We start from the raw sequence: 14,808 nt of genomic DNA, 5'->3' as shown, positions 1-14,808 counted from the left end.
CGTGGCATCGCTCTACATCAAGGATCCGGACACCGCGGCGCTCGCTGCCGAAGTCGCAGCCGCGCTCGGCACCACCAAGACCGAGGCGGTGCGCGACAGCCTGTTGCGGCGAAAGGCGGAGCTGGAAGCCAAAGGGCGGGTGCAGGACGTGCTCCGTAAACTGGATGCGCATCGTCGCGCGCACCCGCTGCCGCCGCCCACCGGGCTGCCGGCGGACAAGGCCTTTTTCGACGAGCTGTGGGGCGAGGCTTGACGCTGTTCGTTGACGCATCAGCGCTGGTGGCGATCATCGCCGAAGAACCCGAGCGCGACCGCTTCGTCGTCGATGCAGTCGAAGGCGCGCCGGCGCTGTGGTCGCCAATGGCGTGCTGGGAAGCCGTTGCCGCGCTGTCGCATTCGCGCCAGATGGAGGTGGCGGAAGCGCGGCAGGAAGTTGCGATCCATGCCGGTGAGCTGGGACTGAGACTGGTTCCGATCGGGCAACGCGAGCTGGACCTGGCGCTCGATGCCTATCAGCAATTCGGCAAGGGCCGACACCCGGCCGGACTCAACATGGGCGATTGCTTCGCCTATGCGTGCGCCAAATCCCATGATGCGCGTCTGCTCTACAAGGGCGACGATTTCTCCAAGACGGACCTCGCCTGATGCTTGACGTTGCCGCCCTCCCCGAAGCGCCCTGGCCGGAAGGCGATTGGGAAGCGCTTGCCCTGCGCGCGGCCGAGGCGGCGATCGCGCAGACGCCCTATGCCGAATGGCGCGGCTGGCCGACGGCGGTGGAAGTCGCGGTGCGCTTCACCAGCGACGACGAGGTCCACACGCTCAACCGCCAGTATCGGGACAAGGACAAGCCGACGAACGTGCTTTCCTTCCCGATGATCCAGCCCGATCTGCTCGATGCCGTCACCCAGAACAGCGATGATGGCGAAGTATTGCTGGGCGACATCGTGCTTGCGCATGGCGTCTGTTCGGCCGAAGCTATTGAGCGCGGCATTTCCGTGGACGATCATGCCGCGCATCTGATTGTCCATGGCATGCTGCACCTGCTAGGCTATGACCATATCGAGGATGGCGAGGCGGAAGCCATGGAGGCGATGGAACAAGCCGCCATGGCGGCGCTGAACCTGCACGATCCCTATCCCGTACGCGAGGACTGACCACCAACATGAACGAGGGCCCTAGTACCGGCTCGCCCGAACACCGACACGAAAACGGCGGCATCTGGCGCAGTTTGCGCACGCTCCTGTTCGGCGAGGAACAGGAAGAATCGCTGCGCGAGCGGCTGGAAGAAGCCATCGAGGAGCATGAGAGCGACGGCGGCACGCCGCCAGCCGGCGACCTTGCCCCGATCGAGCGGCAGATGCTCAAGAACCTGCTGCATTTTGGCGAGCGCGACGCCGGCGACGTAGGCGTGCCGCGCGCGGACATCATCGCGGTGGAGGAGCAGACCAGCTTCGCCAATCTCGTCCAGCTTTTCGCCGAGGCCGGGCACAGCCGCCTGCCGGTCTATCGCGAGGAGCTCGATACGATCATCGGCATGGTCCACATCAAGGATGTGTTCGAGATCCTGGCCAAGGGCGAGGCCCATCCGTCGAGCATCGCCGGCCTGATCCGCCAGCCGCTCTACGTGCCCCAATCGATGGGCGCGCTGGATCTGCTCGCGCAGATGCGGGTGAAGCGCACCCATCTGGCCATCGTGCTCGACGAATATTCGGGGACCGAGGGACTGATCACGATCGAGGATCTGATCGAGGAGATCGTCGGCGAGATCGAGGACGAGCATGACGAGGCGCCGGCCGCGCTGATCGTGCCGATCGACGGCGGCGGCTGGGAAGCCGATGCCCGTGCCGAGCTGGAGGACGTCGCCGAGACGGTGGATCCGCGGCTGGCCGAGGTGGAGGAGGATGTCGACACGATCGGCGGCCTCGCCTTCGTGCTGGCGGGGCATGTGCCGGCAGTCGGCGAGTGCCTGGAGCATGAAAGCGGCTGGAAGCTCGAAGTCATCGATGCCGATGAGCGCAAGGTCAACCGACTGCGATTGCATCCGCCCGAAGTGCGGGTGGAAGATGCGGCGTGATATTGCGGAAGGGAAATAGTCGCTTCGTTCAGCATGTGTTTATATCGATCGCCATAGCCTGATCTCCTCTGAGGGGGAGGGCATCAACATGCGATGGATAATGACAGCCGCCGCGCTGTTCGGCGCGGCGACTGCCAATGCGCAGGAAGCGCCATTTACTGGTGGCTATGCGGGCGCCGAGGCCGGGGTGATCGAGCACCATTTCTATCTCGACGTCACGGTGAACGATCGACCCTATTCAAGCCGCTACTATCGCGACACCGGGTTCGGCGGGGGTGCCTTTGCCGGATACGACCTTGCGATCGCCCGGCGCTGGCGGATCGGCGGGGAAGTGGAGGGAACCGCCGGCGGCGGCACGCCCGATGCGGTGGTTCGCGACGACTATCGCTATGGCCAATCCCCGCGCTTCGGATTTCGGGTCACCGGGCGGCTGGGCTTCGTCGCGACGCCCCGGCTGCTGCTCTACGGCAAGGGCGGATATGGCGGAAATCGATACCGCCTTACCGGCAACGCCGCAGTGCAGGATGCGCATGGCTGGAGCAGCAGCTTCGCCGTGGGCGGCGGCGCCGAGTGGCGCGTTAGCGACCGGGTTGGGCTGCGGCTCGACTATACCCATGTCGACAATAGCAGCCACCAGCTGTTGCTGGGCGCGCCGATCCGCTTCTGACCGCTATTCCGCGAGCCCGATCAGGCTGATCTGCCGGCCATAGTCGGGCTCGCCGCGGTGCGTCGCGCGGCGGAAGCTGAAGAAGCGGGCTTCATCCGAATAGGTGTCGAGCCCGAGCGCCTCGATCGTCCGCAGGCCGGCCAATGCCAGGCGGTGGACGACATAGGCTTCCAGGTCGAACTGGAAATGCTCGGGCCGACCATCGGCGAAGAATCGCTCATTGGCCGGGTCCTGCTCGCAGAAGCGGCGGAAGAAGCCGGCATCGACTTCGTAGCTGGCCCGCGCAATGCAGGGGCCGATCGCGGCAGCAATCCGATCGCGGCGCGCGCCGAGCGCTTCCATCGCCGCGATGGTGGAGTCGGTGACGCCGCCGATCGCGCCCTTCCAGCCGGCATGGGCCGCGGCGACCACACCCGCCGCACGATCGGCGAACAACACCGGCGCGCAGTCCGCGGTGAGGATGCCGAGGACCAGCCCCGGCTGGTTGGTGACCAGCGCGTCGGCCTTGGGGCGCAGTGCCTCGTCGAACGGCGCGAGCACGGTCACCGCATCGGCCGAATGGACCTGATAGACGGTGACTAGCTCCACGCCCGGCAGCACGGCCCCCACGGCCCGGGCACGATTCTCGGCGATGGCGCCCGGATCGTCGTGCGACCCGGTGCCGACATTGAGCCCCGCGACCACCCCGGTCGAGACGCCGCCGACCCGGCCGAGAAAGCCGTGTGCCACGCCCTCCAGCGCGCGGGCGCGGGTGACTTCGACGTTGCTCACAGCGCCAGCCGCATCAGTCGGTCCTCATCGGCATGGTTACCCACCATGAAGGCATAGGGGCCCCGATCCTCGAAGCCGTAGCGCTGGTAGAAGCGCTTGGCGCGATGGTTGTCGACATAGACGGAGAGCCAGAGCTCGGCGGCGCCGCGCGCGCGGGCGGTGGCGAGCGCCCAGTCCATCAGCGCCTGCGCGGCGCCGCTGCCCTTGGCACGATCGAGCAGATAGAGCTGGCGGAGTTCCACCGCCGCACCTTCCGGCGTGGCGGGCAGGCTGATGGGCCCGAGCTTGCAATAGCCGGCGATCCCCTCCGCATCCTCGATCACCCGAAAGGCAAAGCCGGGGTCCGCCAGTTCCTCTGCCCAGCCGGCAACCGTAAACCGCACAAGAAATGCGGCGAGGTCCTCGGGCGCATAGAGATGCGCGAAGGTGGCCTGGAAGCTTTCCCGGAACACCGCGTCGATCGCCGAAGCATCGGCGGGGGTTGCGTCGCGGAAGGTCATGCGAAGCCCGCCGGTACCGGCCAGCCGGGCGCGGTGATCGCGAGCACCTTGAACAGCGATCCCATCTGCTCGTCGCCCACCAGCCGGTTGCGGTCGGCCGCGATCGCGTCGCCGCGCTCGGGTGCGACCCGCGCCAGCGCCCGGGCGCGCTCGTCGATCCCCAGCGCCTTGAGGAAATCGCCTTGCGTCACCGGGCCGTGCACGATCAGCCCTTCGGCCTCGGCGGCTTCCTTGAGCGTGCCGAAGTCGACATGCGCCGTCAGATCGGCCTCGCCGGGTGCGTCGAACGGATTGGCGAAGGCATGACCGCGCACCGCCTGCAGCGTGTCGCCGATCGCCGGGCCTTCATAGCCATAGTCGATGATCAGCGCCGCGCCGCCTTGCGCCAGCAGCCGCTGGGCGAGCGCCCGGAGCAGCGATACGCTGGCAGGCGAGGTCTCGAGGATCGCGCCCGGCGGGGCATCGCGCAGCGCCGGCGGAATCACCGGATCGAAGCCACGGTCGCCGGTCACGGGCAGGAACAGCGTGTCCTGGCAAGCGACCAGCCGCTCGCGCCAGCCTTGCGCGGTGTGGACCAGCTGGCGGATCGGCAGCGCATCGAAGAATTCGTTGGCGATCACCAGTAGCGGCGCATCGTCCGGCAGCCCGACCAGGTCCAGGTGCCATTCGGCGTGCGGCACGCGCTCCTTCTGCGCGGCGCGGAGCACCGGGCTGGTCTCAAGAAAGTCGACGGGGGGCGCGAAGCCCGCCTTGCCCATCGCCCGCAGCGCATCGCTCGCCAGCGTGCCGCGACCGGGGCCGAACTCGACATAGCGGGTGGCCTCGGGGCGCCCGGCGCGGTCCCACAGGTCCGTACCCCAAAGCCCGATCAGTTCCCCGAACATCTGGGTGATCTCGGGCGCCGTGGTGAAGTCGCCCCGTGCGCCCAGCGGATCACGGGTGGCGTAATAATGCGCGTTCGCCGCCCCCATGAACTGCGAGAGCGGGATCGGTCCTGCGAGCGTGATCGCCCGCGCCAGCCGTTCGGGCAACGCCGGCTCGGCGGCATTGTCGCGGCGTTCGTCGGGCTGGGCATCGAGAGGGTTGGTCATGGCGGCTAAATCAGGCGACGCTCGGCCCGGTGATCGCCTCGACCCGCTTGCGGCGGCCGGGGGCGGTGGCGATCAGGTAAAGGCCGCCCACGATCATCGGCAGGCACAGCCACTGGCCCATGTGCAGACCGGTGAGATCGACCAGCCAGACGAGCTGGCGATCGGGTTCGCGGAAGAACTCCACGAAGAAACGGCACATGCCGTAGCCGAGCAGGAAGATGCCCGCGAGCTTGCCCGGCTGGTACCGCGCATCGGTGCGCCAGAAGAAGAACCACAGCACCGCAAACAGCAGCAGGCCTTCCAGCCCGGCCTCGTAGAGCTGGCTGGGATGGCGCGCCGGTTCCGGCAGGCCGGCGGCAACGGTGCCGCGGAACACGATCGCCCAGGGCTCGTCGCCCGGCTTGCCCCACAGTTCGCCGTTCACGAAGTTGGCGAGGCGGCCGAAGAACAGGCCGAAGGGTGCGCAGCAGACCACATAGTCATGCACGCGCAGCCAGTTGAGCTTGTTCTGCCGCGCCAGCCAGATGATCGCCAGCGAGGTGCCGAGCACCCCGCCATGGAAGCTCATGCCGCCTTGCCACAGCATCAGGATCTGCAGCGGCTTGTTGAACATGTCCGGCGCGTAGAAGATCACATAGCCGAGCCGGCCGCCCAGGATGATCCCCAGCGTTGCGTAGAAGACCAGGTCGTCGGCATGGCGGCGGGCCATCGGCGCACCGGGGGCGGCCAGCAGCTTCATCAGATACACCCAGCCGAGCAGGATGCCGCTGATATAGGCCAGCGAATACCATTTGATCTGGAAAAAGCCGAGATTGATTGCCACCGGATCGAGGTGGAGATCGGTGTAATGTAGGTGTCCGCCGGCAGCGGCAAGCAAGGTTGGCAGCACGGTAATCCCCGGCGTGAGAAGCAATCGCTGCCCGCGATAGAGCCAAAATGCCGCAAACCCAAGGGGGAGCGATCAGGGTGATCGAAAGCCCATGCTGGCGCGCGGCCCCGCCCCGCGATAGAGCGAGGCGATGGCAGGCACCTCCGCACCCCGCATCCGGCTCGATCGACGCAGGCTGTTGATCGGCGGCGGTGCGGGACTTGGGCTGGTGGTTGCCTGGGGCCTGTGGCCGCGCAGCTATGCGCCAAACCTGTCGGCCGGGCCGGGAGAAAGCCTGTTCGGCGCGTGGCTGAAGATCGGCAAGGACGGGCAGGTGCGCGTCGCGGTCCCGCAGGCCGAGATGGGGCAGGGCGTCTATACCGCGCTTCCGCAGATCCTCGCCGACGAACTGGGCGCGGACTGGAAGCTGGTTGGTGTCGAGCCGGCGCCGCTCAACCCGCTGTATGCCAATCCGCTGGCCGCGCAGACGCTGTTCGCCGCGGCGCTGGGCGCGCTGCCGGACGGCGTGCGACGCAGCCACGCAGCGCGCGCCGATCTGATGCTCACCGCCTGTTCCAGCTCGGTGCGCGCGTTCGAGGACGACCTCCGTCAGGCGGGGGCAGCGGCACGGGTGCTGCTGTGCAAGGCGGCGGCGCGGCGATGGGGCGTCGATTGGCAGGCGTGCGGAACCGCGGGAAACAGCGTGATCCACGGCAATCAGCGGCTGGGGTTCGGCGAGCTTACCGAGGCGGCGGCGCGCGAGAAGGCGCCGGCGCAACCGCCCTTGCGCGGCGGCGAAGCGGGGCGGCTGCATGGTCAGCCGCTGCCGCGGCTCGATGCGCCGGCGAAGATCGACGGCAGCGCGAATTTCGCGGCCGATGTGCGGCTCCCCAACATGGTGTTTGCGGCGATTCGGCAGGGACCGATCGGCGATACCGAACTGGTGCATGTCGACCGCGAGGCTGCCAACCGGGTGCGCGGCATGCTGTCGATCGTCACGACCAAACAGTGGGTTGCCGCGGTGGCGAGCAACTGGTGGGCGGCCGAACGCGCGCTCCAGGCGATGCGGCCGCGCTTCCGCAACCCCGCCGCCGTCGTGAACGACGACAGCATCGACGCAGCCCTGGATGCCGCGCTGGACGGTGAGGGCGCGCGCATCGAGGCGAGGGGCGACCTCGCCCGTGAATTCCGCGGCGCGCGGGTGGTGACGGCCGACTATCGTGTCGGCTTGGCACCGCATGCGCCGCTCGAGCCGATGACCTGCACGGCCGATTTCGCGCATGGTCGTCTGTCATTGTGGCTGCCCAGCCAGGCGCCGGGGCTCGCCCGCGCGGCGGCGGCCAAGGCGCTGGGCATCGATCCGGCGCGGGTCACGGTGCATGCAATGCTCGGCGGCGGATCGTTCGGGGAGAAGCTGGAGGTCGATGCGGCGGTGCAGGCGGGGCTGATTGCGCAGTCGGTGGGGCGCCCGGTGCAGCTCACCTGGCCGCGCGACGAGGATCTGCGGCGTGACCGCTTCCGCCCCGCCGCCGCCGCACGGTTCACGGCGAAGCTGGGCCAGGGGGGCACGGTATCGGCGTGGCTCGCGAAGATCGCCGCACCGGCGACCGGCCGCGAACTGGCGGCGCGGCTGCTTGCCGGTGATGCCGTCGCCGCGGCCGGGCTGGCGCTGCCGGGCAAGGCGGACTCGTCCGCCGTGGAGGGTGCAAGCCCAGCCTATGCCATCCCCAACCTCGCGGTAGACCATCACCCGGCCGAGATCGGCGTGCCGACCGGCTATTGGCGCTCGGGCGCACACAGCTACACCTGCTTCTTCGCCGAGAGCTTCGTTGACGAGCTCGCGCACGTCGCCAATCGCGATCCGCTGTCGTTCCGCATGGCGATGCTCGGCAACCAGCCCCGCCTGGCGCGCTGCCTGCAGACCGCGGCGCAGCTCGGCGGCTGGCAGGGCGGGGAGCCGGGCAGCGGGCAGGGGCTTGCCGCCCATGCCTTTCGCGGCTCGTACATCGCGGTGATGGCCGAGGCGCACCTGACCCCACAGCGCGAGATTGTCGTCGAGCGGCTGGTCGCGGCGGTGGATTGCGGGCGCGTGGTGAATCCCGATCTTGTCCGCCAGCAGATCGAAGGCGGGCTATTGTTCGGCCTCGCCGCCGCATTGGGCGCGGCGACCACGTTCAGCGAGAACATCGCCGATATCCAGACCATCGCGGATCTCAACCTGCCGACGCTGGCGAACACGCCCGACATCACCGTGGAGATCCTGCCCAGCGGATCGGACCCGGGCGGCGTGAGCGAACTCGCCGTGCCGCCGACCGCACCGGCCATCGCCAACGCCCTGCAAACCGCCACCGGCACGCGGTTCCGCCGCCTGCCCTTGCTATCGGATGCCGAATGACCCTGCCCGCCGATCACCCGAAGATCCCGCCCGCCCGCATCGGCGTGCTGCTGGTCAATCTCGGCACGCCCGATGCGCCGGATCCGGGAGCGGTGAAGCGCTATCTCGGCGAGTTCCTCTCCGATCGACGCGTGGTCGAGATCCCGCCGCTTCTGTGGCAGCCGATCCTTCGCGGCATCATCCTGCGCACCCGGCCGAAGAAGTCGGCCCATGCCTATAGCCAGGTGTGGCGCGAGGACGGCTCGCCGCTCGCCGCGATCACCAAGGCGCAGGCACGGGGGCTGGAAGGGGCGTTCGGGCCGGACGTGACGGTCGCCCACGCAATGCGCTATGGCCGGCCCTCGGTCGGCGAGCAGATCGCCGCGCTGAAGGCGCAGGGGTGCGAGCGAATCCTGGTGGCGCCGCTCTACCCGCAATATTGCGCGGCGACGACAGCAACCGCCAACGACGTGGCCTTCGCGGCGCTGATGGCGATGCGTTGGCAGCCGGCGTTGCGCACCCTGCCGCCCTATTATGACGATCCCGCCTATATCGCGGCACTGAAGACCAGCGTGGAGGAAGGACTGGCGGGGCTCGACTTCACCCCCGATGCCGTCATCGCCAGCTTTCACGGCATGCCGCAGCGGACGCTGGCGCTGGGCGACCCCTATCATTGCCATTGTCGCAAGACCGGTCGGCTGCTGGGCGAGGCGCTGGGGCGCGAACTGATCGTGACCTTCCAGTCGCGCTTCGGCCGCGCCAAGTGGCTGGAGCCCGCGACCGACACGATGCTCGAGGCCCTGCCGGCCAAGGGCATCCGCCGCGTTGCGATCGTTGCGCCAGGTTTCTCCGCCGACTGCCTGGAAACGCTGGAGGAACTGGCGATCCGCGGACGCGAGTCCTTCCTCGAATCCGGCGGCACCGATTTCGCATATTTGCCTTGTCTCAATGATAGTGCGGCGGGCATGACGCTGCTCCGACATATCATCGGGCGCGAACTTGCCGGCTGGGTGAACCCCGCCTAGCCAATTCTTGATTCGATTTTGGAGAGGAAGGCACATGGCACGAGTAGCGATCGTCACCGGCGGTACCCGCGGGATCGGTGAAGCGATCAGTCTGGCCCTTAGGGACGCCGGCATCACTGTCGCTGCCAACTATGCCGGCAATGACGAGAAGGCCGCCGCCTTCACGGAACGCACCGGCATCAAGGCATACAAGTGGGATGTGGGCGATTTCGACGCCTGCGCGGCTGGCGTCGCACAGGTGGAAGCCGAACTCGGCCCGGTGGACATTGTCGTCAACAATGCCGGCATTACCCGCGACGGCACGATCCTGAAGATGACCCGCGACATGTGGGAAGACGTGATTCGCATCAACTTGGGCGGCTGCTTCAACATGGCACATGCGGTGTTCCCGGGCATGCGCACCCGCAAATGGGGCCGCATCGTCAACATCGGCTCGATCAACGGCCAGGCCGGCCAGTATGGCCAGGTGAACTACGCCGCCGCCAAATCGGGCATCCATGGCTTCACCAAGGCGCTGGCGCAGGAAGGCGCGCGCTTCGGCGTGACCGTCAACGCGATTGCGCCGGGCTATATTGATACCGACATGGTGGCAGCGGTGCCGGCGGACGTGCTGGAGAAGATCGTCGCCAAGATTCCGGTCGGCCGGCTCGGTCAGGCGCATGAGATCGCGCGCGCCGTGGCGTTCCTCTGCGCGGAGGAGGGTGGCTTCGTCACCGGATCGACGCTGTCGATCAACGGTGGCCAGCACATGTACTGATAAAAACAGGGGGGCCGGATCCTTGCGGATCCGGCCCCCGGCGTCTCTCGATACGCTACGCGAGAGCAAATGTACGCGTACAACTCGTTCTGATTAGAGCGGTTCCCTTGAGCGAACCCTGAACGAGTTGGTTATTTCCCGTTCATCTTCGCACATGCAGCACTGGCGGGCTGTGGCGGAGCCGTTAAGAGGAAGCCATGCGCTTCCGGTTTCGCCTCCTTGCTGCCCCGCCGCTGGCGCTTTCCGTCCTTTTCATGAGCGCGTCGGGCCCCGAACTCCGCACGCCGCTCGGCAAGGACCCGGTCATGCACGCGGCACGCGTTCCGCTGGTGCCCGGCGATCCTGCACGACAGAGCATCGGCCGGCTCCGCTATCTCGGCGGGGTGCGGCTCACCAGCCCGGACCTCGCCTTTTCCGGCTATTCCGCGCTGAACGTCGCGGGCGACCGGTTCACCCTGCTCAGCGACCGGGGCAACCTCGTCCGCTTCCGCATGGGCGCGGACTGGCGCCCGTTCGACATTCGCTTCGACGATCTGCCGGCAGGGCCGGGCCAGAGCGCCTACAAGGGGGATCGCGACTCCGAATCACTCACCCGCGATCCGGCCACGGGCGATTTCTGGATCGGCTTCGAATCCCTCAACGCGATTTTTCGATATGATTCGGAGTTCCGGAAGCGGCTGTCCTCGGCGAGGCCGAAGACGATGAAACGTTGGCCACGCAACGGTGGCGCCGAATCGATGGTCCGTCTCGCCGACGGGAGAATGCTGGTGCTGGCGGAAACCGCCCGGCCTCCTGGCGGGCCGATCCAGGGGCGCGAGATCCTCTTGTTTCCAAGCGACCCGACCATCGGCAACCCGCAGCCGATTCACCTCGCCTACGTGCCGCCCGCCGGCTATGATCCGAGCGACGCCGCGCTGCTGCCCGATGGGCGAATGCTGGTGCTGGTGCGGCGGTTCGCGTTGCCCTCGCTGTTCACCGTGAAGATCGAATTGGTCGATATCCGCGGCGCGAAGGCGGGGCAGGTGCTGCGCGGCACCGAGATCGCGGATTTCTCCCCCCCGTTCCAGCACGACAATTTCGAGGGACTGGCGGTGCAGCGCGAAAGCGATTCGCTGGTGCTGTGGATGGTCTCGGACGACAACGAGCAATGGTGGCAGCAGACGCTGCTGCTCAAATTCCGCCTGGACCTCTAGCAAACAGGCACGGAAAAACCCGCCACTGCGATACAGTAGCGGGCCAAACCGTTGATCTAAAGGAAGATCAGGCCGCTTCGGCGGTGCCGGCGGTCGCCTTGCGCACTTCGCGCTTCAGGCGACGAGCACGCAGCGAGAGATCGTCGTCGCTCGACTTCAGCAGCCAGTTGTCCAGGCCGCCGACATGCTCGACCGAACGCAGGCCGTGCGTCGAAACGCGCAGACGGATGCTCTTGCCGAGCGAATCCGAGATCAGCGTCACGTTCTGCAGGTTCGGCAGAAAGGTGCGCTTGGTCTTGTTATTGGCGTGGGAAACATTGTGTCCCACCTGCCGGCCCTTGCCGGTCAGCTCGCAAATGCGCGACATCGCTTCAAATCCTGAGTTGGGCGGTAAGCCGGAAAGGCCGCGCTGTTAGCGTCGATGCGCGCCGCCGTCAACCGATTCACGAGGAACGGTGCGCAACCCGCACGCCACCGGGGCGTTGGGCAGGTGAAACGATAAGAGGAGATTGGGATGCGCGCAATCCTGGGGTTGCTGGGAATTCTGGTGCTGGTCGCGGTCGTGCTGATCGCGCTGGGCTTCCTCAATGTCGACGTGCGCGGCGGCAAGCTGCCGACGGTCGCAGCGGAGACGGGCAAGGTATCGGTGGGCGAATCGAACAGCACGGTCCGCGTGCCGACCGTCGAGATGAAGGACAAGCAGGTGAAGCTCCCCACGCTCGACGTGCAGAAGGCGCCCGAAGCGACGCCGTCGCCGGCAAAATGAGCCGGCCGGTCGGTCGAGTCGTGGCAGCGGCGTTGCTGCCGCCGCTCGGCGTCTATCTGGAGGAGGGCGCCGGTCGTCCCTTCCAGATCGCCTGCGGGCTGACGCTGCTGGGGTTTCTGCCGGGGGCTGGCTATGCCCTGTGGCGGCTGTTGCGTCGCCCGGACCACGCCTTCGCCTGAGCAGGGCGTGACCAGCCTGCGTGCGGCCGCTAAGCCGTGCGCGATGTTCCCGTTGCCCCCTCCCATGCGAGCCGCGCTTGCCGCCGCCCAGGCTGCGGCCGATCAGGGCGAGGTGCCGGTAGGCGCTGCGATCGTGCTGCACGGCGAGGTGATCGCCACCGCCGCCAATGCCCCCCGCACGCTCAGCGATCCCACCGCGCATGCCGAGATGCTGGCGATTCGCGCCGCCGCGAAACTGCTGGGTCGCGATCGCCTGGAAGACTGTGACCTGTGGGTGACGCTGGAGCCCTGTGCGATGTGCGCCGGGGCGATCGCCCATGCCCGAATCGCCCGCCTCTATTACGGTGCGAGCGATCCGAAGGGCGGGGCCGTCGAACATGGCCCCCGCTTCTTCGGCCAGCCCACCTGTCATCACCGGCCTGAGGTGTATGCCGGCATCGGCGAGGCGGAAGCCGCGTCGGTGCTCCGCGCCTTTTTTCGCACCCGGCGCTGAGTCGCGTTCGGCTGGTCGCCCGGCCCGCATCGATGTAGATTGCCAAAAAACAGGAGAGGTGCCGATGCGTCTGTCGCACTGCGTTGCCGGAGCGTTGCTGCTGTTCCCCGTCGCTGCGACGGCCGCCGAACGGCCGATGCTGAGCTGGGGAAAGCCCGGCGTCACCCTGGACACCTATCGCGCCGATGCTGTCGCCTGCGGGCGCCAGGGCTATTATCTCGATGTGTCGAACACCGAGGCGGCAAAGGTGTTCAAGCAGGCCTCGTCGCAGCTCGAGAACAACGAGGCGAGCCTGTCGATGGGCGGCGGCCTCGACCGGGCGATCCAGGTGGCCAGCGATTCGAGCCGAATCGTCGAGCGTACGCGGCCGGCCGAGCGGATGAAGGAGGTGCGGACGCTGCTGGAGGATGCCGTGTCCAGCTGTCTTCGGGCGCGGGGCTATACCCGGTTCCAGCTCACGGTGGAGCAGCAGCGGCATTTGCGGTCGCTCAAGCCGGGGTCGCAGGCGCGGCACGCCTACCTTCACGGGCTGGCCAGCAACCCTGCCGTTCTTGCCGCGCAGACGCCCTAAATCCGCTTCGCACTGCAAAAGGTTGTGAAGTGGGGCCCGCTGCGGATATGAGGGGGGTGCACCATGAGCGCACCTTTTCCCTGGATCGACGTAGCGATCATCTTCGTGCTGATCGCGATCAACGGCATTTTCTCCATGTCGGAGCTGGCAATCGTCTCCGCCCGCCCGGCGCGGCTGGAGGCGCTGGCCCGGTTGGGCAATCGCGGCGCCAAGACGGCGATCGAGCTTGCCGAGGACCCCGGCAAGTTCCTTTCCACCGTCCAGATCGGCATCACCCTGATCGGCATCGTCGCGGGCGCCTATTCGGGCGCCAGTCTGGGCGAGCCGGTGGGCAAGCGGATCGAGGCGCTGGGGATTTCCGCCGAAGTCGCCCACACGCTGGGCATCACGCTGGTGATCGGCCTCACCACCTTCGGATCGCTGGTGATCGGCGAGCTGGTGCCCAAGCAGTTCGCGCTGCGTTCGCCCGAGCCGATCGCCGCGGCGATGGCGCTGCCGATGCGCTGGCTCTCCTGGGGCACGGCGCCAGTGGTGTGGCTGCTCGATTCGTCGACGGGGCTGGTGTTCCGCCTGCTTCGCCTCAACCGCGAATCGGAGAACCGGGTTACCGCCGAGGAGCTGCACCTGATCGTCGCCGAGGCGAGCAAGTCCGGCGTCATCGAGGAGCATGAGCGCTCGATCATCTCGGGCGTCGTTCGCCTCGCCGATCGGCCGGTCCGCGAAGTGATGACGCCGCGCACCCAGGTGGACTGGCTCGACGTGAGCCTCGATGGGGCGGGCATCCGCGAAGAACTGCTGGCGACGCCGCACACCCGCCTGCCTGTGGCGGAAGGCTCGATCGACGCCGTGATCGGCGTGGTGCAGGCGCGTGACATTGCTGCCGCGCTGTTCCGCGGCGAACCGCTCGACCTGCGCAAGCTGATGCGCAAGGCACCCGTCCTGCCCGACCAGGTCGATGCGATGGACGCGCTCACCGCACTCCGCCAGGCCGAAGTGCCTATGGGCTTGGTGCACGACGAGTACGGCCACTTCGAGGGTATCGTGACCCCGGCGAACCTGCTGGCGGCGATCGCGGGCGAGTTCGCTTCGGATTCGGAGCCGGGCGACAATCCGCATATCGTCGTGCGCGAGGACGGCTCGCTGCTCGTCGCGGGTGCGACGCCGGCGGACCAGCTCGCCGAACGTCTCGGCTTGGACCTGCCCGAGGACCGCGACTATGCGACCGTGGCAGGGCTGGCGCTGGCGGTGCTCAAGCACCTGCCGGGCGAGGGCGAGGTGTTCCAGGAGCAGGGCTGGCGCTTCGAGATCGTCGACCTGGACGGCCGCAAGATCGACAAGCTGCTGGTGAGCCGCGAAGCGGACTGAGCGTGTCCCATCCACCGATGGGAAATCCGCTGCGCCCCTTACAGTTGCGCCCTCTTCGTGCGCATGGTAGCGCCCGCGGCTTGAATGGGGCCATTCCGCGCCCCTAACTTCAGG

General features: G+C 67.6%; 19 protein-coding genes. 14 read left to right on the top strand and 5 right to left on the bottom strand.

Features of this window, described 5'->3' with window-relative positions; all coding sequences use genetic code 11:
* Position 1 precedes the first annotated feature (1 nt).
* The 5 genes from V7E00_RS13610 to V7E00_RS13590 all read left to right on the top strand — a co-directional run bounded on the left by V7E00_RS13610 (position 2) and on the right by V7E00_RS13590 (position 2,741).
* Positions 2-253, top strand: coding sequence for a type II toxin-antitoxin system VapB family antitoxin (locus V7E00_RS13610; RefSeq protein ID WP_333573180.1), 252 nt, complete (start codon positions 2-4; stop codon positions 251-253).
* A complete protein-coding gene (locus V7E00_RS13605; RefSeq protein WP_333573179.1) occupies positions 250-645 on the top strand; it encodes a type II toxin-antitoxin system VapC family toxin in 396 nt (131 codons plus the stop codon). The genes V7E00_RS13610 and V7E00_RS13605 overlap by 4 nt, the downstream gene beginning before the upstream one ends.
* On the top strand, positions 645-1,154 hold the full coding sequence (gene ybeY / locus V7E00_RS13600; RefSeq protein ID WP_333573178.1) for an rRNA maturation RNase YbeY: 510 nt from the start codon (positions 645-647) through the stop codon (positions 1,152-1,154). Before V7E00_RS13605 ends, ybeY begins: the two co-directional genes overlap by 1 nt.
* 8 nt (positions 1,155-1,162) lie before the next feature.
* Positions 1,163-2,074: a hemolysin family protein gene (locus V7E00_RS13595; protein ID WP_333573177.1), complete on the top strand. Its 912-nt coding sequence runs from the start codon at positions 1,163-1,165 to the stop codon at positions 2,072-2,074.
* Positions 2,075-2,174: 100 nt separating this feature from the next.
* Complete coding sequence (locus V7E00_RS13590; protein WP_333573176.1) at positions 2,175-2,741, top strand: outer membrane beta-barrel protein; 567 nt, start codon at positions 2,175-2,177, stop codon at positions 2,739-2,741.
* Between the two features lie 3 nt (positions 2,742-2,744).
* Here V7E00_RS13590 and pgeF read toward each other — a convergent pair whose 3' ends face one another.
* Genes pgeF through lgt form a run of 4 tightly spaced genes read right to left on the bottom strand, consistent with a single transcriptional unit; the run spans position 2,745 to position 5,992 of the window.
* Complete coding sequence (pgeF, locus tag V7E00_RS13585) at positions 2,745-3,512, bottom strand: peptidoglycan editing factor PgeF (protein ID WP_333573175.1); 768 nt, start codon at positions 3,510-3,512, stop codon at positions 2,745-2,747.
* Positions 3,509-4,012, bottom strand: a complete 504-nt coding sequence (locus tag V7E00_RS13580) for a GNAT family N-acetyltransferase (RefSeq protein WP_333573174.1) — start codon at positions 4,010-4,012, stop codon at positions 3,509-3,511. The genes pgeF and V7E00_RS13580 overlap by 4 nt, the downstream gene beginning before the upstream one ends.
* Entirely contained in the window at positions 4,009-5,103 is a 1,095-nt protein-coding gene (locus V7E00_RS13575; RefSeq protein WP_333573173.1) for a class I SAM-dependent methyltransferase, read from the bottom strand. The genes V7E00_RS13580 and V7E00_RS13575 overlap by 4 nt, the downstream gene beginning before the upstream one ends.
* A gap of 10 nt (positions 5,104-5,113) precedes the next feature.
* Positions 5,114-5,992, bottom strand: coding sequence for a prolipoprotein diacylglyceryl transferase (lgt, locus tag V7E00_RS13570; RefSeq protein ID WP_333573172.1), 879 nt, complete (start codon positions 5,990-5,992; stop codon positions 5,114-5,116).
* A 130-nt stretch (positions 5,993-6,122) separates the two neighbouring features.
* Between lgt and V7E00_RS13565 the strand changes: the two genes are divergently transcribed.
* From V7E00_RS13565 to V7E00_RS13550, 4 genes are all read left to right on the top strand, one after another.
* A complete protein-coding gene (locus V7E00_RS13565; RefSeq protein WP_333573171.1) occupies positions 6,123-8,366 on the top strand; it encodes a xanthine dehydrogenase family protein molybdopterin-binding subunit in 2,244 nt (747 codons plus the stop codon).
* The gene (gene hemH / locus V7E00_RS13560; protein WP_333573170.1) at positions 8,363-9,370 is read left to right on the top strand and encodes a ferrochelatase; all 1,008 of its coding nucleotides are present in this window, start codon (positions 8,363-8,365) and stop codon (positions 9,368-9,370) included. The genes V7E00_RS13565 and hemH overlap by 4 nt, the downstream gene beginning before the upstream one ends.
* Positions 9,371-9,404: 34 nt before the next feature.
* A complete protein-coding gene (gene phbB, locus V7E00_RS13555) occupies positions 9,405-10,127 on the top strand; it encodes an acetoacetyl-CoA reductase (RefSeq protein WP_333573169.1) in 723 nt (240 codons plus the stop codon).
* A 197-nt stretch (positions 10,128-10,324) separates the two neighbouring features.
* Entirely contained in the window at positions 10,325-11,320 is a 996-nt protein-coding gene (locus tag V7E00_RS13550; protein WP_333573168.1) for an esterase-like activity of phytase family protein, read from the top strand.
* Between the two features lie 67 nt (positions 11,321-11,387).
* On the opposite strand, the gene rpmB is transcribed toward V7E00_RS13550, so the two are convergent.
* Complete coding sequence (gene rpmB / locus V7E00_RS13545) at positions 11,388-11,687, bottom strand: 50S ribosomal protein L28 (RefSeq protein WP_093296900.1); 300 nt, start codon at positions 11,685-11,687, stop codon at positions 11,388-11,390.
* 147 nt (positions 11,688-11,834) lie between these two features.
* Here rpmB and V7E00_RS13540 point away from each other — a divergent pair, with 147 nt between their 5' ends.
* The 5 genes from V7E00_RS13540 to V7E00_RS13520 all read left to right on the top strand — a co-directional run bounded on the left by V7E00_RS13540 (position 11,835) and on the right by V7E00_RS13520 (position 14,694).
* On the top strand, positions 11,835-12,086 hold the full coding sequence (locus V7E00_RS13540) for a hypothetical protein (RefSeq protein WP_333573167.1): 252 nt from the start codon (positions 11,835-11,837) through the stop codon (positions 12,084-12,086).
* On the top strand, positions 12,083-12,265 hold the full coding sequence (locus tag V7E00_RS13535) for a YqaE/Pmp3 family membrane protein (protein ID WP_333573166.1): 183 nt from the start codon (positions 12,083-12,085) through the stop codon (positions 12,263-12,265). Before V7E00_RS13540 ends, V7E00_RS13535 begins: the two co-directional genes overlap by 4 nt.
* A gap of 64 nt (positions 12,266-12,329) precedes the next feature.
* The gene (locus V7E00_RS13530) at positions 12,330-12,758 is read left to right on the top strand and encodes a nucleoside deaminase (protein ID WP_333573165.1); all 429 of its coding nucleotides are present in this window, start codon (positions 12,330-12,332) and stop codon (positions 12,756-12,758) included.
* A gap of 64 nt (positions 12,759-12,822) precedes the next feature.
* Entirely contained in the window at positions 12,823-13,329 is a 507-nt protein-coding gene (locus V7E00_RS13525) for a hypothetical protein (RefSeq protein WP_333573164.1), read from the top strand.
* 63 nt (positions 13,330-13,392) lie between these two features.
* Positions 13,393-14,694, top strand: coding sequence for a hemolysin family protein (locus V7E00_RS13520; RefSeq protein ID WP_333573163.1), 1,302 nt, complete (start codon positions 13,393-13,395; stop codon positions 14,692-14,694).
* The last annotated feature ends 114 nt before the right edge of the window (positions 14,695-14,808 follow it).

This window comes from Sphingomonas sp. (assembly GCF_036731925.1).
In the GTDB taxonomy this organism is placed as follows: Bacteria; Pseudomonadota; Alphaproteobacteria; order Sphingomonadales; family Sphingomonadaceae; genus Sphingomonas.
This window is presented reverse-complemented; position numbering and strand designations above follow the sequence as displayed.

What these genes read in the sequence shown, in the direction of transcription:
- V7E00_RS13590 (WP_333573176.1), top strand. Translation starts at nt 2,175, where the DNA reads ATGACAGCCGCCGCGCTGTTCGGCGCGGCGACTGCCAATGCGCAGGAA.
- V7E00_RS13540 (WP_333573167.1), top strand. Translation starts at nt 11,835, where the DNA reads ATGCGCGCAATCCTGGGGTTGCTGGGAATTCTGGTGCTGGTCGCGGTC.
- phbB (WP_333573169.1), top strand. Translation starts at nt 9,405, where the DNA reads ATGGCACGAGTAGCGATCGTCACCGGCGGTACCCGCGGGATCGGTGAA.
- V7E00_RS13565 (WP_333573171.1), top strand. Translation starts at nt 6,123, where the DNA reads ATGGCAGGCACCTCCGCACCCCGCATCCGGCTCGATCGACGCAGGCTG.
- V7E00_RS13535 (WP_333573166.1), top strand. Translation starts at nt 12,083, where the DNA reads ATGAGCCGGCCGGTCGGTCGAGTCGTGGCAGCGGCGTTGCTGCCGCCG.
- V7E00_RS13520 (WP_333573163.1), top strand. Translation starts at nt 13,393, where the DNA reads ATGAGCGCACCTTTTCCCTGGATCGACGTAGCGATCATCTTCGTGCTG.
- V7E00_RS13530 (WP_333573165.1), top strand. Translation starts at nt 12,330, where the DNA reads ATGCGAGCCGCGCTTGCCGCCGCCCAGGCTGCGGCCGATCAGGGCGAG.
- V7E00_RS13550 (WP_333573168.1), top strand. Translation starts at nt 10,325, where the DNA reads ATGCGCTTCCGGTTTCGCCTCCTTGCTGCCCCGCCGCTGGCGCTTTCC.
- V7E00_RS13575 (WP_333573173.1), bottom strand. Translation starts at nt 5,103, where the DNA reads ATGACCAACCCTCTCGATGCCCAGCCCGACGAACGCCGCGACAATGCC.
- V7E00_RS13595 (WP_333573177.1), top strand. Translation starts at nt 1,163, where the DNA reads ATGAACGAGGGCCCTAGTACCGGCTCGCCCGAACACCGACACGAAAAC.
- rpmB (WP_093296900.1), bottom strand. Translation starts at nt 11,687, where the DNA reads ATGTCGCGCATTTGCGAGCTGACCGGCAAGGGCCGGCAGGTGGGACAC.
- hemH (WP_333573170.1), top strand. Translation starts at nt 8,363, where the DNA reads ATGACCCTGCCCGCCGATCACCCGAAGATCCCGCCCGCCCGCATCGGC.
- ybeY (WP_333573178.1), top strand. Translation starts at nt 645, where the DNA reads ATGCTTGACGTTGCCGCCCTCCCCGAAGCGCCCTGGCCGGAAGGCGAT.
- V7E00_RS13525 (WP_333573164.1), top strand. Translation starts at nt 12,823, where the DNA reads ATGCGTCTGTCGCACTGCGTTGCCGGAGCGTTGCTGCTGTTCCCCGTC.
- V7E00_RS13580 (WP_333573174.1), bottom strand. Translation starts at nt 4,012, where the DNA reads ATGACCTTCCGCGACGCAACCCCCGCCGATGCTTCGGCGATCGACGCG.